Genomic DNA, 20,115 nt, shown 5'->3' on the forward strand with positions numbered 1-20,115 from the left:
CGGCAGCAGGAGCGACCGTAATATCTGCGATAAGTTCCGTTCCGGGATGAAAGCTCAGCCAACGCGAACAGCGCGATGAAAAAACGGCCGGCTGCTCGCGCAACCGGCCGTTTTCAACGACTACGGAGAACGATCAGGCTGCGACCGTTTCCAGCGCCTTGTTGAAGGTGGCGCTCGGGCGCATCACGGCCTTCACCTTGGCGCTGTCCGGCAGGTAGTAGCCGCCGATGTCGACCGGCTTGCCCTGGATTTCCAGCAGCTCGGCAACGATCTTCTGCTCGTTCTCGCCCAGTGCCTTGGCCAGCGGTGCGAACTTGGCGGCCAGTGCCGCGTCTTCCGTCTGGTTCGCCAGTTCCTGTGCCCAGTACAGCGACAGGTAGAACTGCGAGCCGCGGTTGTCCAGCTCACCGGTCTTCGGCGACGGCGACTTGCGGTTGTCCAGCAGCTTGCCGGTGGCGGCGTCCAGCGTCTTGGCCAGGATCTTGGCTTGTGCGCTGCCCGTCTTCAGGCCCAGGTCTTCCAGGCTGACGGCCAGTGCCAGGAACTCGCCCAGCGAATCCCAGCGCAGGTGGTTTTCTTCCACCAGCTGCTGCACGTGCTTCGGTGCCGAACCGCCGGCGCCCGTTTCGTACATGCCGCCGCCGGCCATCAGCGGGACGATCGACAGCATCTTCGCCGACGTGCCCAGTTCCATGATCGGGAACAGGTCGGTCAGGTAGTCGCGCAGGATGTTGCCGGTCACGGAGATCGTGTCCAGGCCGCGGATCACGCGTTCCAGCGTGTAGCGCATCGCACGCACCTGCGACATGATTTCGATGTGCAGGCCCGTCGTGTCGTGATCCTTCAGGTACGTCTGCACCTTCTTGATCAGCTCATTCTCGTGCGGACGGTACGGGTCCAGCCAGAACACGGCCGGCATGCCGGAGTTGCGCGCGCGGGTGACGGCCAGCTTGACCCAGTCGCGGATCGGCGCGTCCTTCACCTGGCACATGCGCCAGATGTCGCCCTGCTCGACGTTCTGCGACAGCAGCACTTCGCCCGTTGCCAGGTCGGTGATGTTGGCCACGCCGTCTTCCGGCACTTCGAACGTCTTGTCGTGCGAGCCGTATTCCTCGGCCTGCTGGGCCATCAGGCCCACGTTGGGCACCGTGCCCATCGTGCGCGGATCGAAGGCGCCATGCCATTTGCAGAAGTTGATGATCTCCTGGTAGATGCGGGCGAACGTGGATTCCGGGATCACGGCCTTGACTTCCTTCAGGCGGCCGTCGGCGCCGTACATCTTGCCGCCGGCACGGATCATCGCCGGCATCGACGCATCGACGATCACGTCGTTCGGCGAGTGGAAGTTGGTGATGCCCTTGGCCGAGTCGACCATCGCCAGCGCAGGGCGGTTTTCCTGGCAGGCGTGCAGGTCGCGCTCGATCTCTTCGCGCTGCGAGGCCGGCAGCGTGGCGATCTTGCTGTACAGGTCGGCCATGCCGTTGTTGACGTTGATCTTCAGGCTGTCGAACAGCGCACCGTGCTTCTCGAACGCTTCCTTGTAGAACATGCGCACGCAGTGGCCGAACACGATCGGGTGCGACACCTTCATCATCGTCGCCTTCACGTGCAGCGAGAACATCACGCCGGTGTTCTTGGCATCCTCGATCTGCTTTTCATAGAACTCCAGCAGGGCCTTGCGGCTCATGAACATGGAGTCGATGATCTCGCCTTCCTGCAGCGCGACCTTCGGTTTCAGCACGATGGTCTGGCCGGACTTCGTGATCAGTTCCATCTTCACGTCGCGGGCACGATCCAGCGTCATCGACTTTTCGCCGTGGTAGAAGTCGCCGTGCGTCATGTGCGACACGTGGGTGCGCGATGCCTGCGACCACTCGGCCATCGAGTGCGGGTTCTTGCGCGCGTATTCCTTGACGGCGCGCGGCGCGCGGCGGTCGGAGTTACCTTCGCGCAGGACGGGGTTCACGGCCGAGCCGATGCACTTGCCGTAGCGCGCCTTGATCTCTTTTTCCTCGTCCGTTTTCGCGTCGGCCGGGTAGTCGGGAATGTTGTAGCCCTTCGCTTGCAGTTCCTTGATCGCTGCCTGCAGCTGCGTCACGGACGCGCTGATGTTCGGCAGCTTGATGATGTTCGCGTCCGGCTCCAGGGTTTTCTTGCCCAGTTCGGACAGTGCGTCCGGCACGCGCTGTTCGGGCGTCAGACGATCGGCAAAATTCGCGAGGATGCGCGCGGCAACGGAAATATCGCTTTCTTCGACGCGGATGCCAGCCGGCTTCGTGAAGGTCCTGACGACCGGCAGGAAGGCGTGGGTCGCCAGCAGCGGCGCCTCGTCGGTCAACGTGTAGATAATGGTCGGATCATTGCTCATGCGCTAATTCCTCGGTTTTCGCGGTTTGTACTACTGAAAAATCATCGCCTGTCTGGTCGCGCGGTCAACATATCCCGATCACATGACCCGACTACGCAGCGTGACGGACAGAGTGAAAATCATAACCCACTTCGGCCCCTCGTCCCCGTGGCATTTGTCGATGCCGGCGGTCTCCAGTGGACGGCGTTCCTTGCTGGGTTCAAGTCTTATATAAGATATAGGACATCCCGATATTATGGCACGAGCGCGGGGTGGGGCACCAGCTTTTGGCGGCCTGCCGCCGCAATACTAAAGCAATCGCTTGACTATTTGATGACACGGGCGGATACTCAAGTCCATGCTTAACCATGAACAGAAACTCGATGCTGTCTTCCGCGCCCTGGCCGAGCCCGCCCGCCGCGCGATCGTGCTGCGGCTGTCACGCGGCAGCGCCAGCGTCAGCGAGCTGGCCGAACCGATGGCGATGTCGCTGGCGGCCGTCGTGCAGCACGTGCAGGCGCTGGAGCAAAGCGGGCTCGTGAAGACGCACAAGGAAGGACGCGTGCGCCGTTGCACGCTCGACCCGCAGGCGATCAGCCTGGCCGAGTCGTGGCTCAGCGAGCGCCGCCAGCAATGGGAAACGCACTTCGACCGCCTCGGCGCGCTGTTCGCGGCCGATACCGATACTCCCCCCACCAGTGAAAGGAAGTCCTGATGAACGTCTCGCCGATCTTCCATGGTTCCTTCGTCATCGAGCGCCGCTATCCGGTGCCGCCCGCCCGCGTATTTGCCGCCTGGACCGATCCCGCGCTGAAGAGCCGCTGGTTCGTCGGGCCGGCCGGCTGGCAGCAGATCGAGCGCACGCTCGACGTGCGCCCGGGCGGCAGCGAGATCCTGCACGGCAGGTTTGCTGAACGCGCGCTGGAGACGAAATTCACGGCCCGTTATCACCACGTGGTGCCCGACGCCCGGCTCGTGTACATCTACGACATGCACCTGAACGGCGCGCACCATTCGGCATCGCTGGCCACCGTGGAGTTCATCGCCGATGGCGCCGGCACCTTGCAGCGCTTCCACGAGCAGGTGGCCTTCCTTGACGGCACCACGGCCGACCAGGGCGTACCGTCGCGCGAGCACGGCACGGCGGCGCACCTGGACCGCCTGACCCAACTGTTCCAATGAGGCCGGCCATGGACCTGCATTTCTACGCCCACCCATTCTCGTCCTACTGCCAGAAGGTGCTGGTCGCGCTGTACGAGCACGATTTACCGTTCACGTGGCGGCCGATCAACGACGGCGATGCCGCTGCCGAGGAGGAATTCGCGCGGCGCTGGCCGATGCGCCACATGCCGCTGCTGACGGACGGCGGCCGCGACGTCGTCGAGGCCAGCATCGTCATCGAATATCTGGAACGCTACCGCGGCGACGCGCCGCCGCTGATCCCGCTTGATGCCGACGCGGCGCTGCAGGTGCGCTTCCTCGACCGCTTCTTCGACAACTACGTGATGACGCCGATGCAGCGCATCGTCTACGACCACATCCGGCCGGAAGCCGAGCGCGACGCGCGCGGCGTGGCCGATGCGCGTGCGCTGCTCGAGCGCAGCTATGCATGGCTGGAGACCCAGATGGCCGGCAAGGAGTGGGCGGCCGGGCAGGCGTTCACGCTGGCCGATTGCGCGGCCGCGCCGGCGCTGTTCTATGCGGACTGGGTGCACCCGATCGCCGCGCACTACGAACATGCGCGGGCGTATCGCACGCGGCTGCTGGCGCGGCCGTCGTTCGCGCGTGCCGTCGACGAAGCGCGGCCGTACCGCAAGCTGTTCCCGCCGGGGGCGCCGGACCGGGATTGACGCGTTACTGGTACGGACAGCGCTGGCGCATCATCTCCATGCGCCGGTCGCGCATCTCGGGCGTCATGCCCTTCATGTGCTCTTCCATCAACGCCTGCCGCTCGGCCGGCGTCTTCGCGCTCATGATTTCCCGGTGCTGGGCGCACATCGGCTGCCTGCCCTCGTCCGGTGCGCCACCGCCTTGCGTGCCGGCAGCACTGAGGCCGGACGTGTCCGCCATGCCGGCGCAACCGGCCAGCAGCACAGCCGCAAGCGGGCCGGACCATCGAAGAAGTGGGTTCATCATCAGCTCCTCACGGGTAATCCGATATCTCCCATCCTACAAGCTTTGCCGGCGCCACTCCCGTGGATTTCATTCGAGTGCGGCGTTGGCGTCACAACCTCGACACAATTGCCGCCGAGCGTACTCCAGCGTACGGAGCGCGCGCGGCGGCACTGGCATGCTGGAACCCTGGATAAACGAACAGGAGCACAATCATGGGTAAATACTTCCTCGCATGGATTCTGGGCGTGCCGGCCTTCGTGCTGGTTCTCATCTATCTGTTCTTCAACTGATCGCAGTGCGGCGCCCTTGACCGGGCGCCGCCTGCTTACATGCCGTAGCCGTACTTGCCGTAATCGAAGTCGAAGTTCTTCCTCAACTCGGCCAGGTGAAGGGCATACGCATGCAACGTGCGCAGCGAATACTCCAGCCGCGCGCGTATCGCCTGCTCGGCCTGCACCGGTTCCGCATTGAACACGGCATCGACATTGCGCACGATGACATGGTCCGGGATATACACGACATGGTTGTTCTTCGCGGACGCCATGCGCAACTCGGCAACGGGATAGACGCCGTTGCCCGACGCGGACACCGAGACGATCAACGCGGGCTTGTGCCCCAGCTCGCGGTTCCCGCACAGCAGCAGGAAATTCTTGAAGCCACTGGGGACCATGCCAGCCCATTCAGGCACGACAAACACGAAACCTTCCGATGCACGCAACTGCCGCGCGATCGGCAGCCACACGTCGTGCCATTTACCGCTTTCCGATCCCGCTTCCTCATCCCATAACGGCAGCGGATTGCCGGCCAGGTTGATGACGGCGGAGTTCACGCCTTCCGCCCCCAACATGCTCGCGATATAAAACGCGAGCTTCATGCTTTGCGAGCCGCGCCGGTGGCTGCCGCTGACGATCGTGATCTTCATGCCCGCTCCTAGTGACTCATCTTCGCCTTGACCGGCGGGCTGTAGAACACGGAACCGAACAGGATCTTCGGCCAGTGGCGCAGGCTGTTCAGACGCAGTTCGCGGTAGAACCGCACATAGGGCAGCAACAGGAAGCGGATCGGGTTATAGCAATAATCCGCGTGCTTGCCGAACAGACCCGTCTGCGGAATCTCTTCGTCCGGCTCGACGTACGTGCCGAACAGCCGGTCCCACAACGTGAAGCGTGCGCCGAAATTGCAGCCGGTCTTGCGGTTGTGGCGCGGCTCGTTCGAGTGGTGCGTGTAATGCACGGCGACCGTGACGAACACCAGCCGCATCATCCGGAATACGCGGTATTTCTGTTCCAGCTTGTACAGCATCGGCGAATGCGAGGGATCGATCCAGATATCGATCAGCAGCACCGGGATCAGGAACCAGCCGACGCCGGCCAGGTCCGTGGTGAACAATGCGCTCAGCAACGGCAGCATGAACAGCGTGATGCCTTTCGATGCCTTCAGCGCCAGCACGTCCGGTTCGGCCGCGAAGTGGAACTGCGTCAGGTTTTCATGGCGATGATGGTTGATGTGCCCCAGGTTCCACAGCAGCCGCATATTGTGCGTGAGGCGGTGCGACCAGTAAAAGCAGAAGTCGCCGATCAGGCACGCCAGAATGACGGCGAACGGCCCGCTGATATCAACGATCTTCGGCACCGCATGCAGCCACGCCATGTAGTGGCCCATCACCCGCTCGAACCACGGCTGCGTGCCGATGAACAGGAAGCCGAACAGCCACATCATGATATTGGCCAGCGACGTATTGATCATGCCCTTCCACGCGAACGGCCGGCCGGTGGCGCGGCGGTGAAACACGATGTCGCCGAGGCCGACGGCAACCAGAAAGGCGAAGCGGAACAACGCAAGCCCCAGCAATATCTTCGCCACCAGCGGACCTTCCGCGCCCAGGTTCACCTCCGGCATCATGTGGAAGATGTGCGCCGTATTGGTCGTCAGCGGGTCGAGCAGGAACGCCAACTTCGGCGTCGCGAACAGCCACACGACGAATGCCGCACCAAACGCCGCGTACAGCCACCGCCGGTGTTTGCTCAACATGTTTTCGTGAATATTGAAGTCCCAGATCTTCCGCACGATCCGCGCCGCGGCGCCGCGCCAGTCGCCCGGCAGGGCGTTCACGTGCGCATTCGATACCGATGTATTCATGGTCTGCTTCCCTTATTGGTTTGTGTTGTTCCAGCGATTTATTTGGAGTTGGTGATACGGATGGCTCGCCCGGTGTTCCAGGTCGATCAACCCGGCTTTTTTGAGTCCATAATGAATGCCGAACGCCAGCACCATCATCGAAACAATCCACAGCGCGATGACGACGATGGCGGTGATACTCCGATTGCTGCCTGCAAGTTTTTCGCTGCGCATGATTCGCTCCTCTCGTTTCAAACACGTGGCTTGCGAAATCATTCTTCACTGTTGAGTGGCGCGATAAAAGCTGTCAGGAATGACTGTCATATTTCTCTGTCAGTTCTGACAGGTGGGGGAAAGGGGGCGTGTGTCAGATCTGACAGGTGAGGCGCGAGGCGGTGTTCGTTATACTGGCTGCATCGGTTTTCGCACACAGGTGTTCCCATGATCGTTCCAAGCAGCGTCTTCCTTCACTACCTGAAAAGGCTGGACCGCCTGTTGAAGCGCATCGAGCGCTTCCAGCCCGACATCTCGGGCAACCGGCTGCATCCGGACATGTTCCCGCTGTTACAGCAAGCCCGCACGGCGATCAGCTTCGCGCTGCGCGCCTGCTGCCCGCTGGCCGGCCGGGAGATCGTCTCGTTCGGCGACGGCGAATACAACTACGAAAACATCTACGCTGAGCTGGCCGCGGCGATCCAGTACCTCGCCGCGATCCCGCCGGAAGAATACGGCGACCTGGGCGCGCGCACGATCGACACGGCGGCCGGTTTTGCCGACCTGCGGATGAATGGCTGGGATTACTATCTGACGTACTGCCTGCCCAATTTCTGCTTCCACTACAGCATGGTCTATGCGATCGCCCGGCAGGCCGGCGTGCCGATCGGGAAAGCCGATTACGACGGCTTCCACAAATATCCGCTCGGCTTTTCGTTCACTGACGAATGCGATCCGGAAGATTTACCGCAGCGCGCATGATGTGATGCGATTATTTCGGACGGGTCCGTCCGCTGACCGTGGCGCAACGTGGTGGGAGGAGTAGTGGACTATTCGATGTTCCGTGAATTCAGGGCCGCGCTGGCGGAGGCGCCACATCTGGTCGATCTGAAAAACATTTGCCGGGACTTTTGCCGCGCGATCGGCGTCGATCATTATCTGTTCGGCGTCTGCGAAGTGGTGTCGCTGGTCTCGCCGAAAGTGGTGACCCTGACGAATTTCCCGGCCGAGTGGGTCGAATGGTATTTCCAGAACCGCTCGTCGTCCGTCGATCCGCTGCTGAAATACAGCCTGTACAACACGACGCCGATCCTGTGGAGCGAGCTGATCAACACGAAGGGGTATGACGCGCAGAGTTCACGGGCGTTCTTCGAAGCTGGCAAGGAATATGGCCTGCACCACGGGCTGACGGTGCCGCTGCACCCGCCCAGCGGACAAACGTCGTACTTCAGCGTCGTCAGCGCCGATGCGGCCGCCGATGAAAACGTTCTCGGCAACCTGATGCCGGCCGCCGCGATGTTCAGCCAATACCTGTTCGCCGCCTATACGCGGATCGACAAGGTGGAAAACCCGAAGGTGAACGAATTGACCGAGCGGGAACTGGAGTGCGTGTTCTGGGCTTGCGAAGGCAAGACGGCCTGGGAAATGGCGCAGATCGTCGGCGTGGCGGAACGCACCGTCAATTTCCACCTGACGTCCGTGATCAAGAAGCTGGGCGCGTCGAACCGGCAGCACGCGGTGGCCAAGGCCGTGATGTATGGGCTCGTCAAACCGCGGCCTTAGGCTGCCCGGCGCGGGCCTGTTCATGTGCCGCAAGGTGGCACGGCTTCGTCAGGGACCGGCCAGCCGCTCGACCATCGCCTTGCGATAGCGCCGGCTCATGCGCAGCCGCTGTCCCGACTCCAGCACGACGTCGTATTCGCCGTCGGCCTGCAAATCCAGCGCCCGCACCCGGCTCAGGTTGACGATGGCCGAACGGTGGATACGCTGGAAGCCATGCGGCGCCAGCGCCGCCTCCAGGTCCGCCAGGCTGCGCCGCAACATGTGCGCGCGGCTACCAACGTGCAGCGTCGAGTAGTAATCGCTGGCCTCGATCCAGTCGATGTCGGCGAACTTCACCACTTCCAGCGAGCTGCCGTGCCGGACGATGAAGCGTTGCGTTTCACCGGGCACGCGCAGTCTTTCCTTGGCCCGTTCCAGCACGCGGTCGAAGCGCGCGTCGTCGAACGGTTTCAGCAGGTAGTCGAGGGCGCCGACGTCGAACGCGCGCAACGCGAACTGGTGGTGGGCCGTGACAAAGACGATGGCGAATGGCGGCGCGGGGCCGATGCGCTCGAGCAGTTCGAAGCCGTCGCACTCGGGCATTTCCACGTCCAGGAACACGAGATCGGGACGCAGGGCCGGCAGCGCAGCCAGGGCTTCCTCCGCCGAGCCGCATTCGCCCACCACGCGCACCGAGGGATCGCGCGCCAGCAGCATGGCGACATTGCTGCGCGCCAGCGGCTCGTCGTCGACGATCAGTGCGCGCATCATGCGGGGCAATCGGATAACGTCAGCGGTAACGTCAGCGTCGCCAGCACGCCGGCGGCCGCTTCGTTGCGCAACGTGAGCGCCTCGGCGCCGCCGTACAGCGCACGCAGCCGCTGCCGCGTGTTCGCCAGGCCGACACCTTCCCGCCAGCTGGCCGGCAGCGGCGGCCCGTCGTTGTACACGCTCAGCGTCAGCGTGCCACCGTCCGCCGATGCGGCAACGGTGAGCTCGCCCCCTTTGGCACGCTTCGCGATGCCATGCTTGATCGCGTTTTCCACCAGCGGCTGGACGATGAAATCGGGCACCAGCGCCGACTTCAGGCTGTCCGGCACGTCGATCCGGTAACGCAGCCGCTCGGCAAACCGGATGCGCTGCACGTCGAGGTAGTTACGGATGAAATCGAGCTCTTCCTCGATCGTCACCAGCTGGCGCTCGGAACGGTCGGTGACGCGGCGCAGCAGGTCGCCCAGCGCGGCCGTCAGCGCGATCGCCTCGTCGCCCTTGTTGACGCGGATGAGTGCCGTGATCGCGTTCAGCGAATTGAACAGGAAGTGGGGTTCCAGCTGCACCCGCAGCGCCGCCAGCTGTGCTTGCGCCAGCAATTCCGCCAGCCGGGCGCTGGCCGCGCGCTGGTGCAACAGCCGGGCACGGGCTTCCAGCGCCGCGTGCAGCGCCACGATCGCGCCATACAGCACGACGTCGCCGATCAGGTTCGCCAGCAGCTTCGAACGCAACAGCGGCAGAAACGGATCGGGACCTTCCGGGTAGGCGTACGGATTGGTCTCGTGCTCGAGCAGCGCCGCCCAGGCCGCCCACAGCACGCCGATCGCCAGGCACGCCACGCCGTGCACGAGCCATGCCGCGACGCGCCGCGACGGCAGCGGAAAGCGGCGCAGCAGCGCGAGAGGCACGGGGGTGAACGCGGCCCACACGGCCCACGACGCCACCGTCACGACGAACAGCGTGACCCACGCGTGGTGCATGCCCATCGCCCGCATCGATACCACGACTTGCGTGCCATCGACGAGCCCCAGCGCCAGCCACCCCAGCGCCGCCTGGCGCGCCGTCGTCGCGAAGTTGTTCGTGCTTTCCGTCATGCCCGCATCATAGGGGAATTCTCCCGGCGCGGCGACGCTTTGCAGCCAATGCACCGCCACGTGCAGCCAACGGCCTCGCTTGCGCGCCCACGCAATGGGACACTGCCGGTTCGCCCCGCATGGGCGTCACATCAGCACATAAGGACCAAACATGAACAGACGTGACCTCTTCCGCTTGTCGAGTGCGCTAGGATTGACCGCGGCGCTGCCTGGCATCGGTAACGCCGGCAACCAGGCCACCGCGCCGGCACCGCTGCACCCGCCCGCCACAGGCAGCATTCCCGTGGCCTTCCTGCTGTCGGAAGACGCGGTGGTGATCGACTTCGCCGGCCCGTGGGAGGTGTTCAGCAACGTCAGCGTGCCCGGCCGGCCGGACGCCCCTGTGTTCCAGCTGTACACGGTAGCCGCCACGAAGGAACCGATCAAGGCCAGCGGCGGCATGACGATCGTGCCCAGCTACACGTACGACACGGCACCGCAGCCGAAGGTGATCGTGATCCCCGCGCAGAGCGATCGCAGCGAAGCGACGCTGGCATGGATCCGCCAGGCGGCGCAGGGAGCGGACCTGACGATGTCCGTCTGCACGGGCGCGTTCCTGCTGGCCAGGACGGGCCTGCTGGCGGGCAAGGCCGCGACGACGCACCACGGCGCCTACAAGGAACTCGCGATGAAGTACCCAGACATCACGGTGAAGCGGGGCGCGCGCTTCGTCGAAGCGGGGAACGTCGCCAGCGCCGGCGGCCTTTCCTCCGGCATCGACCTGGCGCTGCGCGTGGTCGAGCGCTACTTCGGCCGGACCGTCGCCAGCAACACGGCCACCACGCTGGAGTACCAGGGCCAGGGCTGGCTCGACCCGAACGCCAACCAGGCGTATGCGCGCGTGCGCAGCGCGTCCGGCCAACCGTTGTGCCCCGTGTGCGACATGGAAGTCGACAAGAGGACGGCGCCTTCGTCCACTTATCGCGGCAAGACGTACTACTTTTGCGTCGACGACCACAGGAAGTTGTTCGATACGAAGCCGGCGGTGTTCCTGGCCGGCGCATAAAAGGGTTTGCGCCGCTTTGGCGATCGGGGTTGTCACCGCCCGTCGTAGTACCCGTGGCGCTGGCCGTGGCCCCTCGGCCAGCGCGGCGCCCCGTCACTGGAGCTTGAGATCGATGCGATCGTCGTTCAGCAGGATGACGGAGCCGTCCAGTAGCTGCTGGCTCGAGATATCCTTGTCGAGATAGCGCTCGGCCAGCCCTTTCGGCAGGTAGAAGCGATACTGTACCTTCGTCGGAATCGCTTGAGCGATGCCGAAGGTCTTCTTGTAGCTGATCACGGTAACGTCATAGCCATCCACCGCGAGATCGCCGTCACCACCGGCCAATGCCGGGAGCACTTTTCTGACCACGTCGTCGAACACGCGCGCACCGATCATGTAATTGGTCAACGTGTTTTCGTTGTACTCGATCGGATTGGGCAGCATGACCGCCAGGTAGATGCCTTTCTTGAAGACGGACCCGCACATCGCGTTTGCGATCAGGCTGACACGGTTGCGGTCGGCGAATTGCAGCACTTTTTCCGCGCGCTGTTGCAACAACTCGAGCTGTGCCGGTGCCATCGACGCTTTCAACGGTTTGCAGATCAGTTCCTTCGCCGGGTTGCGCAACGTATTGACGCGTTCCACGACAGCTGCCGGCATCGCGACGCCGCGGCACGAGTCGAAGCCGACGGTGCAACGGTCGCCATTCCGGTAGGCGGCAAGCGACAGGTCGTAGTAATTCAGCGCCGCTTCGGAATAACCCAGCGCTTCGGCTGCCGCGCCCAGGTAAAAATAGTAAAGGTCCGACACGTAGCGCTTGCCGACGACGCCTTCGACCAGTTCAGCCCAGCGCTTCTCGGCATACAGCGTGTTCAGCGCGGCGCCACCGCCGGCACCGCTGCCGAGCATGCTGTATTTCAGGCGTAGTGTGCCTTTCTCGAACTGCGTCTTGACGCCCTGATCCTGAAAGTCCGCGGCAAACCCGCATGGGGCGAAAAAGAATGAGCCGGCAATCAATGCGGCGATGATGAATGATTTCATGAATGCGCGAGGAGAAATTGTTTTTCGGCAGTAATAATTTATTTTCATCAATATAACGTATTGCGTAACTTCACGAAAGTGCCGCCACCAGGTACGCAGCGCAGGTTCGGCGCTTATCGGAAGCGGGAATACGCCGCTGACGATAACGCGGCGGTGGAGTATTTCCGGTAGCGAATCGGAAGCGTACAGTGGGAAGGAGTAATGTGTGCTTGGTCAAGCGCGGCCTTGGGCTCCCGCTTGGTTTGTCCGTGAAAGAAGGAGGATTGGATGCAGACTGTTACCACTGGCACCCTTGAAATCGGCTATCACGAGTACGGTGCGCACGACGGCTGGCCCGTCGTACTCAGCCATGGATTTCCCTATGATCCACATGCCTACGATGAAGTTGCACCGCGCCTGGCGGACGCCGGCGCACGCGTCATCGTCCCCTATCTGCGCGGCTTCGGGCCGACGCGGTTCCTGTCCGACATTACGATGCGCAGCGGCCAGCAGGCGGCGTTGGGCAAGGACATCATCGAACTCCTGGACGCGCTGGGTATCGAGCGGGCCATCCTGGCGGGATATGACTGGGGCGGCCTGGCTTCCTGCGTGGCGTCGGCGCTGTGGCCCGAGCGGGTGGTGGGCCTCGTTTCCTATGCCGGTTACGACATCATCGACGTCGAGCGGCTGGGTCACGCCTACTCGCCCAGCCTGGAACAGGCCGTCTGGTACCAGCATCTGTTCCAGAGCGAGCGCGGGCGCGAGTGCCTGGCGCAGCACCGCCGCGAACTGTGCCGCATCCTGTGGCGGCAGTGGTCGCCGACCTGGGCCTTCGACGACGCCACGTTCGACCGCACTGCCGCCTCGTTCGACAACCCGGATTTCGTCGATGTGGCGATCCACTCCTACCGGTTCGACTTCGGGCTGGCAGAGGGCGATCCGGCGCTGGCCGATCTGGAAGCTCGGCTGGCCGCGAAGCCTCCGATCACGGTTCCCGCCGTTACGCTGGACGGAACGCAGGATCCGCTGAAGCCGGGCGGCACGGCAGACCATGCGCCGATGTTCCACGCCCGGCACGAGCATCGGGTGGTGGAGTGCGGGCATAACCTGCCTTGGGAGGCGCCGGCGGAGTTTGCGGATGCGGTGCTGACGGTGCGGGCTTGGGTTGCTGGCGCTCCTCTTGCGTGACGAATCGCCTATCGCGCTACTGCCGGCCGCCGAAATAATTCAGCCGATGGCCGCCGAGCCTGCGTGAAAGCTCGGCGAGAAAGTCGCTGGAGAACTCTGGCCAGTTGAAGAATTCGAACGCCAACGTGGCGAACCCGGCGCTGGGATGGCTCCAGGCGGGAATCGGGCTCGCCGCCTTGCAATGAGGGCATTCGAACGTATCTGGCCCACCCTCCGTCCACTTCGCGCCCTCGTCGCAAAAAACACCGAGATCGACTTCGGCGTCGCAGCGCGGGCAGCGCATATCGGGAAATGCGCCTGAGCTGTTGAACAGGAACTGCGGGCTTGTCACGACACGCATGCCGTTCAAGCCCGCCTCCAGGAACGACTCGTACTTGCTGTTGCCGAACCCCGGCGGCACTTCCTTGCATGCCGTCTGATAAGCAGGACCGGGCAAGTAACACGGCCCGTCGCGCATGCAGCCGTCGCACTGGCGGTCTTCGATGATGCGCGCATCGACCAGCCAGCCGATGATGGATGCGGCCAGCTCCCGCGCCCGTTCGGGTGAGGTTTCCTCACAGTCGATGATTGCATCTGCCCAGTAACCCATGCCACCTCCCGATGTGTGAATGCCAGGACCTGCATTTGCCGCGTCGCGCTCTGGTAACGCCGCCCTTACTCCACCGTCACCGACTTCGCCAGATTCCGCGGCTTATCCACATCCGTCCCCCGCGCCAGCGCCGTGTGGTAAGCCAGCAATTGCAGCGACACCACGTGCAGGATCGGCGACAGGCAGCCGTAGTGCTCGGGCATGCGGATGACGTGCACGCCTTCGCCGGACGTGATGCGCGAGTCGACGTCGGCGAATACGTACAGCTGGCCGCCGCGGGCGCGCACCTCCTGCATGTTCGACTTCAGCTTCTCGATCAGCGCGTCGTTCGGCGCGATCGTCACGACCGGCATTTCTTCCGTCACCAGCGCCAGCGGGCCGTGCTTCAGTTCGCCGGCGGGGTACGCTTCGGCGTGGATGTACGAGATCTCCTTCAGCTTCAGCGCGCCTTCCAGGGCGATCGGGTAGTGCATGCCGCGGCCCAGGAACAGCGCGTTTTCCTTGCGGGCGAATTCCTCGGCCCATGCGATGATCTGCGGTTCCAGCGCCAGCACGGCGGTGATCGCGGACGGCAGGTGGCGCATCGCCTTCAGGTGCGTGCTTTCCTCTTCGTCCGTCAGGCGGCCGTTGACTTGGGCCAGCGACAAGGTCAGCAGGAACAGCGCGGCCAGCTGCGTCGTGAACGCCTTCGTCGATGCCACGCCCACTTCGACGCCGGCGCGCGTGATGTAGGCCAGCTTGCACTCGCGCACCATCGCGCTCGTCGCGACGTTGCAGATCGTCAGCGTGTTTTCCATGCCCAGCGAGCGGGCGTGCTTCAGCGCGGCGATCGTGTCGGCCGTTTCGCCCGATTGCGAGATCGTCACCACCAGCGTGTCCGGGTGCGGCACGCTGTCGCGGTAGCGGTATTCGCTGGCGATTTCCACGTTCACCGGCACCTTGGCGATCGATTCGATCCAGTACTTGGCCGTCAGGCCGGCGTAGTAGCTGGTGCCGCAGGCGAGGATCAGCACGCGGTCGATCTGCTTGAATACCTTGTAGGCCTCATCGCCGAACAGCTCGGGCATGATGCCGGTGACGCCTTCCAGCGTGTCGCCGACGACGCGCGGCTGCTCGAAGATTTCCTTCTGCATGTAGTGGCGGTACGGGCCCAGCTCGGCCGCGCCCGTGTGCGCGTGCACCGTCTTCACCTCGCGCTGCACCTGCTTGCCGTTCGCGTCGACGATCCACGTGCGGGCCAGCTGAAGGTCGACGACGTCGCCTTCTTCCAGGTAGATGATCTGGTCGGTCGTGCCAGCCAGCGCCATCGCGTCGGACGCGACGAAGTTCTCGCCCTTGCCCAGGCCGACGATCAGCGGCGAGCCCTGGCGGGCGGCCACGACGCGGTGCGGTTCCTCACGGCTGAACACGGCGATCGCGTAGGCGCCGTGCAGGCGCTTGACGGCTTGCTGGACGGTCTCGAACAGGTCGCCGTTGTACAGGTGGTCGACCAGGTGGGCGATCACTTCGGTGTCCGTCTGGCTCTGGAATACATAGCCCAGCTTGGTCAGCTCGGCACGCAGCTCGTCGTGGTTTTCAATGATCCCGTTGTGGACCAGCGCGATGCGGGCGTTGTCCGAGTTCGGCGAGAAGTGCGGGTGGGCATTGTGCGACGCCGGTGCGCCGTGCGTTGCCCACCGGGTGTGGGCGATGCCCGTGAAGCCTTGCAGGCCGACTTCCTGGGTCTGCTTTTCCAGGTCCGCCACGCGCGACGTGCTGCGCGAGCGCTGCAGGCGGCCGTCCACGTGCAGCGCGACGCCGCACGAGTCGTAGCCGCGGTATTCCAGACGCTTCAGGCCTTCGATCAGGATCGGGGTGATGTTACGTTGCGCTACTGCGCCGACGATGCCGCACATGTTCAACCTCTTCAGTAAGTGGATTGACAACATCGTAGAGGAGTAGACGAGAAATATGCTTTCTTAATACCGCGTCTTATGAAACAATATTTCGTCACCGTTGTGTCATGAATTATTCTTTCATATATCTACTAAAAGTTTATGGATATTTCTCTCGATGAGATCGACCGCCGCATCTTGAACGCGCTGCAAGCGGATGCATCAATCACCAATGCCGAGCTGGCGCAACTGGTGCACGTCTCGGCGCCCACCTGCTTGCGCAGGGTCAAGCAGCTGCGCGACGCCGGTGTGATCGAACGGCAGGTGGCCATCGTCGCACCGGAGAAGGTAGGGGCCCGGCTGACGGCGATCGTGGAAATCACGCTGGACGTGCAGGCGGCGGACCGGATGGCCGAGTTCGAGACGCATGTCGCGCAGGAGGAGGCTGTGCTGCAGTGCTACCGCGTGTCGCCCGGGCCGGATTTCGTGCTGGTCGTCCAGGTGCCTGACATGCCGGCCTATCACGCGCTGGCACACCGGCTGTTCACGAGCCATGCGAACGTGCGCAACGTGAAAGCCTATTTTTCGACGCTGCGCAGCAAGTTCGAGACGCGCATCGCCGTCTGAACGGCCGGGTTATCCCAGGCTTTGCACAGCCTGTACACCGCTTGTCCGCTTGGTTGTCCACGGGCTTTTCCACCACTATGGATGGGCTTATAACCAGCTTGTACCGGGGTTATACCCGCTTGATCACAAGCTTTTGCACAATGTTGTTCACAAGCTCTGCAGCCATGTTCTCCACTGTCCAGCCCGCCTGAGCGGGGTGCCGTAAAAGCGTGCAACAGGAGGTCGCGATGCACCGGACCCGATTTCCCATCTGGGGATATCCAGTCGGTTTGTCCACGCAGGCATCGCGACCGCCTTCACGACTGTCCTTATCACCGCCTCACGTGATGGCGGCCGCTCATCCGTTATGCAGCGCGCTGCCGCTTCCTTACTTCAAGCATGTCATCAACAACTTGTCCCACCATTTCTCCACAGCGTTATTCACCCCGCGAGAACGCTCTGACGACGCGATTTTGACGTCATACAGCGTTCTCCACCGCTTATCCGCCGCTTTTACTCACCTTTACCAACAAACTTATCCCCAGTTGCCTACTGTCCAGGCATTCACTCCGTTACCAGCACCGTTCCAGCCTCTCCCGCTACTTCTGCACCGCCTGTGCACCGTCTGTCCACGCGCTTGTGCACATGCTTGTCCACAGCGCAGCGGCTAGAATGGCGCATGAACTACCTTGCACATGTTTATCTGGCGCGGCACGGCGATGCGGCGATGGTCGGGGCGATGCTGGGCGACTTCGTGAAGGCGAACGACGTCCAGGGCTATCCACCGGCAATCGCGCGCGAGATCACGCTGCACCGGCACATCGACAGCTATACGGACAGCCACCCGGTCGTGCGGGAGGCCCGCGAATTGTTCGGGGAAGGCCGCCGGCGCTATGCCGGCATCGTGCTGGACGTGTTCTACGACCACGAGCTGAGCCGGCACTGGGACAGCTGGTGCGACGTGCCGAAGGATGAATTGATCGCCCGCTTCTACGGCGCGCTGACGGCGCACGAACCGATGTTGCCGCCGCGGCTGCGCGAGATGCTGCCCTATCTGGTGCGGCAGGACTGGCTGGGTGGTTACGGCACGTACGAGGGCGTGGAGGCGACGATCGCCCGGGTGTCGCGCCGCCTCAGCAGGAATGGCGACCTGCTGCGCGACGGCTTGCAGGACCTGGCCCGGCACCGCGAGGCGATCGCGCAGGGGTTCCAGCGCTTCTTCCCCGACCTGGTGCGGTTCGCGGAAGAGCGCCGGCAGGTGCTTATTTCTTCGTCTTGACGGGGCGCTGCCAGCCGTCGATCGTCATCTGCTTCGGACGGGAAATCGTCAGCTTGCCCGCTGCCGCATTTTTGGTCAGCGTGGTGCCGGCGCCGATCGTCGCGCCCGCGCCCACCGTCACGGGGGCGACCAGCTGGCTGTCGCTGCCGATGAACGCGTCGTCCTCGATGATCGTGCGGTACTTGTTGGCGCCGTCATAGTTGCAGGTGATCACGCCGGCGCCGACGTTGACGCGCGAGCCCACGTCCGCATCCCCCACGTAGGCGAGGTGGTTCGCCTTGCTGTGCGCGGCGACGATGCTGTTCTTGATCTCGACGAAGTTGCCGACGTGGACCTCTTCGCCCAGCTCGGTGCCCGGGCGCAGCCGCGCGTATGGGCCGATGATCGATTTCGGGCCGACGACCGCTTCCTCGATGTGGCAGAACGGCTTGATCTGCGCGCCCGCTTCGATCGACGCATTGACGATGACGCTGTGCGCGCCCACCGTCACGCCATCGGCCAGCGTGACCTTGCCTTCGAAGACGCAGCCCACGTCGATCGTCACGTCGCGCCCGCAGACGAGCTCGCCGCGGATGTCGATGCGTGCCGGGTCCATCACAGTGACGCCTTTTTCCAGCAGCGCCAGCGCCTGGTTGTTCTGGTGGATCCGCTCCAGCTGCGCCAGCTGCACCTTGCTGTTCACGCCCAGCACTTCCCACTGGGCGCCCGGGTGGGCCGACACGACGTCGACGTCCTCGGCAACGGCTTGCGCCACGATGTCCGTCAGGTAGTACTCGCCTTGCGCATTATTGTTCTGCAGCGATGCGAGCCATTTCTTCAGGCGGGCGGTCGGAATGCACATGATGCCGGAATTGATTTCGCGGATCGCGCGCTCTTCCGGCGTCGCGTCCTTTTCCTCGACGATGCGCACGATTCGGTCATTTTCGCGGACGATGCGGCCCAGGCCATACGGATCGTCCTGCACGACGGTGAGGATGCCCAGCTTGTCCTGGCCGGCCGCGTCGACCAGGCGGCGCAGCGAGGCGGCGGTGGTCAGCGGCACGTCGCCGTACAGCACCAGGGTCGGCACGGTTTCATCCAGCACGGGCAGCGCCTGCATCACGGCGTGGCCGGTGCCCAGCTGCGGTTCCTGCAGCGCGGCGGAGATGTCGATGCCGCCCTGGGCTTTATGGCTCTCCAAAGCCGACAGCACCGTGGCGCCGCCGTGGCCATAAATGACACATAATTTGCCGGGCGCGAGGCTGCGCGCCGTATCGATCACGTGCGACAGCAGCGGCTTGCCGGCAAGCGGGTGCAGGACCTTGGGCAGTGCGGATTGCATGCGTTTGCCCATGCCGGCAGCGAGGATGACAACGTTCATGGCCGATTTCGTCTTAGTTAAAAATATGCAAAATTTTAACACGCAGCCCCTTTCGTTCCCCCGCTCGTTCCGCACGTGGCTCGCGCTGGTGTTTCTGGTGCTCGTCGCAGCCTGCAGCTCGCTGAAGCTGGCCTACAACAACGGCGACACGCTGCTGTATTGGTGGCTCGACAACTATGTGGACTTCGATGGCGAGCAGCGCGACGAGGTCAAGAAGGACATCGACAACCTGTTCCGCTGGCACCGCAAGACGCAGTTGCAGGACTATGTGCACGTGCTCCAGCGGGCCCAGCAGCAACTCCGCTCCGACCCGACGCCGGCCGACCTGCGCGCCGACTACGACGACATCCGCGCCCGCACCCAGTCGCTGCTGCTGAAAGCGGCGCCGGACATCGCCGACCTGGCGCTGTCGCTAAAGCCGGACCAGCTGGTGCAGATGGAGAAGAAATTCGCGAAGAACAACGACAAATTCCGCCGCGAGAACATGAAGGGCAACAGCGACGACCAGAACGCGTATCGCTACAAGAAATCGATGGAGCAGTTCGAGTTGTGGTTCGGCAGCTTCTCGCGTGAGCAGAAGGACATCATCCGCAAGGCGTCGGACGCGCGCCCGCTGGACAACCAGATCTGGCTCGACGAACGGATGCGCCGCCAGCGCAGCATCCTGGCGCTGGCGCGCCGCATCATGCAGGAAAAACCCAGCCGCGAGCAGGCCATCGCGCAGATCCAGAGCCTGATCCGGGAAAGCTTCACGCGGCTGGACAACTCGGAACGCAAGCCTTTCTTCGACGCCTACACGGGCAGCACGATCGAGCTCGTGCATACAGTGGTCCGCATCGCGACGCCGGAACAGAAGGCCCACGCGCAAAAGCGGATGCAGGGCTGGATCAACGACTTCAACGCACTGGCGGCGGAGGCGAAGTAGCCGGCGGCCGGCGTACGATAAAGCGGTCGTGTTAGGCTATTTGCATTGCC

21 protein-coding genes are annotated in these 20,115 nt (G+C 63.4%); 10 read left to right on the forward strand and 11 right to left on the reverse strand.

Going from position 1 to position 20,115, the window contains the following annotated elements; translation table 11 throughout:
- Positions 1 to 133: 133 nt before the first annotated feature.
- Positions 134 to 2,368: an NADP-dependent isocitrate dehydrogenase gene (locus IP92_RS16195; RefSeq protein WP_145876803.1), complete on the reverse strand. Its 2,235-nt coding sequence runs from the start codon at positions 2,366 to 2,368 to the stop codon at positions 134 to 136.
- A gap of 337 nt (positions 2,369 to 2,705) precedes the next feature.
- Here IP92_RS16195 and IP92_RS16200 point away from each other — a divergent pair, with 337 nt between their 5' ends.
- Genes IP92_RS16200 through IP92_RS16210 form a run of 3 tightly spaced genes read left to right on the forward strand, consistent with a single transcriptional unit; the run spans position 2,706 to position 4,197 of the window.
- Positions 2,706 to 3,062 (forward strand): ArsR/SmtB family transcription factor, encoded by a 357-nt coding sequence (locus IP92_RS16200; RefSeq protein ID WP_145876806.1) that lies wholly within the window; start codon positions 2,706 to 2,708, stop codon positions 3,060 to 3,062.
- On the forward strand, positions 3,062 to 3,529 hold the full coding sequence (locus tag IP92_RS16205) for an SRPBCC family protein (RefSeq protein WP_145876808.1): 468 nt from the start codon (positions 3,062 to 3,064) through the stop codon (positions 3,527 to 3,529). The genes IP92_RS16200 and IP92_RS16205 overlap by 1 nt, the downstream gene beginning before the upstream one ends.
- A gap of 8 nt (positions 3,530 to 3,537) precedes the next feature.
- The gene (locus tag IP92_RS16210; RefSeq protein ID WP_199271783.1) at positions 3,538 to 4,197 is read left to right on the forward strand and encodes a glutathione S-transferase family protein; all 660 of its coding nucleotides are present in this window, start codon (positions 3,538 to 3,540) and stop codon (positions 4,195 to 4,197) included.
- A 4-nt stretch (positions 4,198 to 4,201) separates the two neighbouring features.
- Here IP92_RS16210 and IP92_RS16215 read toward each other — a convergent pair whose 3' ends face one another.
- The 4 genes from IP92_RS16215 to IP92_RS16230 all read right to left on the reverse strand — a co-directional run bounded on the left by IP92_RS16215 (position 4,202) and on the right by IP92_RS16230 (position 6,814).
- Positions 4,202 to 4,483, reverse strand: a complete 282-nt coding sequence (locus IP92_RS16215) for a hypothetical protein (RefSeq protein WP_145876810.1) — start codon at positions 4,481 to 4,483, stop codon at positions 4,202 to 4,204.
- A 304-nt stretch (positions 4,484 to 4,787) separates the two neighbouring features.
- Positions 4,788 to 5,384: an NADPH-dependent FMN reductase gene (locus IP92_RS16220; RefSeq protein WP_145876812.1), complete on the reverse strand. Its 597-nt coding sequence runs from the start codon at positions 5,382 to 5,384 to the stop codon at positions 4,788 to 4,790.
- Between the two features lie 8 nt (positions 5,385 to 5,392).
- Positions 5,393 to 6,601 (reverse strand): sterol desaturase family protein, encoded by a 1,209-nt coding sequence (locus IP92_RS16225; protein WP_145876815.1) that lies wholly within the window; start codon positions 6,599 to 6,601, stop codon positions 5,393 to 5,395.
- 12 nt (positions 6,602 to 6,613) lie between these two features.
- Entirely contained in the window at positions 6,614 to 6,814 is a 201-nt protein-coding gene (locus IP92_RS16230) for a hypothetical protein (protein WP_145876817.1), read from the reverse strand.
- A gap of 207 nt (positions 6,815 to 7,021) precedes the next feature.
- Here IP92_RS16230 and IP92_RS16235 point away from each other — a divergent pair, with 207 nt between their 5' ends.
- The gene (locus IP92_RS16235) at positions 7,022 to 7,555 is read left to right on the forward strand and encodes a DUF1993 domain-containing protein (protein ID WP_145876819.1); all 534 of its coding nucleotides are present in this window, start codon (positions 7,022 to 7,024) and stop codon (positions 7,553 to 7,555) included.
- A 75-nt stretch (positions 7,556 to 7,630) separates the two neighbouring features.
- Positions 7,631 to 8,356 carry a helix-turn-helix transcriptional regulator gene (locus IP92_RS16240; protein ID WP_145876821.1) on the forward strand — a complete coding sequence of 242 codons (726 nt, stop codon included), beginning with the start codon at positions 7,631 to 7,633 and terminating at the stop codon, positions 8,354 to 8,356.
- 48 nt (positions 8,357 to 8,404) lie between these two features.
- Here IP92_RS16240 and IP92_RS16245 read toward each other — a convergent pair whose 3' ends face one another.
- Both IP92_RS16245 and IP92_RS16250 read right to left on the reverse strand, forming a co-directional pair.
- Positions 8,405 to 9,106 carry a LytR/AlgR family response regulator transcription factor gene (locus IP92_RS16245; RefSeq protein WP_145876823.1) on the reverse strand — a complete coding sequence of 234 codons (702 nt, stop codon included), beginning with the start codon at positions 9,104 to 9,106 and terminating at the stop codon, positions 8,405 to 8,407.
- The gene (locus IP92_RS16250) at positions 9,103 to 10,200 is read right to left on the reverse strand and encodes a sensor histidine kinase (protein WP_145876825.1); all 1,098 of its coding nucleotides are present in this window, start codon (positions 10,198 to 10,200) and stop codon (positions 9,103 to 9,105) included. The genes IP92_RS16245 and IP92_RS16250 overlap by 4 nt, the downstream gene beginning before the upstream one ends.
- A 151-nt stretch (positions 10,201 to 10,351) precedes the next feature.
- Here IP92_RS16250 and IP92_RS16255 point away from each other — a divergent pair, with 151 nt between their 5' ends.
- Positions 10,352 to 11,245 (forward strand): DJ-1/PfpI family protein, encoded by an 894-nt coding sequence (locus tag IP92_RS16255; protein ID WP_145876827.1) that lies wholly within the window; start codon positions 10,352 to 10,354, stop codon positions 11,243 to 11,245.
- Positions 11,246 to 11,338: 93 nt separating this feature from the next.
- Here IP92_RS16255 and IP92_RS16260 read toward each other — a convergent pair whose 3' ends face one another.
- On the reverse strand, positions 11,339 to 12,313 hold the full coding sequence (locus tag IP92_RS16260; RefSeq protein WP_145876829.1) for a hypothetical protein: 975 nt from the start codon (positions 12,311 to 12,313) through the stop codon (positions 11,339 to 11,341).
- Between the two features lie 219 nt (positions 12,314 to 12,532).
- Between IP92_RS16260 and IP92_RS16265 the strand changes: the two genes are divergently transcribed.
- Positions 12,533 to 13,432 carry an alpha/beta fold hydrolase gene (locus IP92_RS16265; RefSeq protein WP_145876831.1) on the forward strand — a complete coding sequence of 300 codons (900 nt, stop codon included), beginning with the start codon at positions 12,533 to 12,535 and terminating at the stop codon, positions 13,430 to 13,432.
- A 16-nt stretch (positions 13,433 to 13,448) separates the two neighbouring features.
- On the opposite strand, the gene IP92_RS16270 is transcribed toward IP92_RS16265, so the two are convergent.
- Positions 13,449 to 14,021 carry a hypothetical protein gene (locus IP92_RS16270; protein ID WP_145876833.1) on the reverse strand — a complete coding sequence of 191 codons (573 nt, stop codon included), beginning with the start codon at positions 14,019 to 14,021 and terminating at the stop codon, positions 13,449 to 13,451.
- 65 nt (positions 14,022 to 14,086) lie between these two features.
- Positions 14,087 to 15,916, reverse strand: coding sequence for a glutamine--fructose-6-phosphate transaminase (isomerizing) (gene glmS, locus IP92_RS16275; protein WP_145876835.1), 1,830 nt, complete (start codon positions 15,914 to 15,916; stop codon positions 14,087 to 14,089).
- A 141-nt stretch (positions 15,917 to 16,057) separates the two neighbouring features.
- Between glmS and IP92_RS16280 the strand changes: the two genes are divergently transcribed.
- Positions 16,058 to 16,522, forward strand: coding sequence for an Lrp/AsnC family transcriptional regulator (locus tag IP92_RS16280; protein WP_145876837.1), 465 nt, complete (start codon positions 16,058 to 16,060; stop codon positions 16,520 to 16,522).
- A gap of 658 nt (positions 16,523 to 17,180) precedes the next feature.
- Positions 17,181 to 17,780: an acyl carrier protein phosphodiesterase gene (locus tag IP92_RS16285; protein WP_145876839.1), complete on the forward strand. Its 600-nt coding sequence runs from the start codon at positions 17,181 to 17,183 to the stop codon at positions 17,778 to 17,780.
- Here the strand turns inward: IP92_RS16285 and glmU are convergent.
- A complete protein-coding gene (glmU, locus tag IP92_RS16290) occupies positions 17,764 to 19,140 on the reverse strand; it encodes a bifunctional UDP-N-acetylglucosamine diphosphorylase/glucosamine-1-phosphate N-acetyltransferase GlmU (RefSeq protein WP_145876841.1) in 1,377 nt (458 codons plus the stop codon). The two genes, IP92_RS16285 and glmU, sit on opposite strands and share 17 nt — an antisense overlap.
- Positions 19,141 to 19,165: 25 nt before the next feature.
- On the opposite strand from glmU, the gene IP92_RS16295 reads away from it, so the two are divergent.
- A complete protein-coding gene (locus IP92_RS16295; RefSeq protein ID WP_145876843.1) occupies positions 19,166 to 20,065 on the forward strand; it encodes a DUF6279 family lipoprotein in 900 nt (299 codons plus the stop codon).
- The last annotated feature ends 50 nt before the right edge of the window (positions 20,066 to 20,115 follow it).

This window comes from Pseudoduganella flava, assembly GCF_007830495.1.
Classification (GTDB): domain Bacteria; phylum Pseudomonadota; class Gammaproteobacteria; order Burkholderiales; family Burkholderiaceae_D; genus Rugamonas; species Rugamonas flava.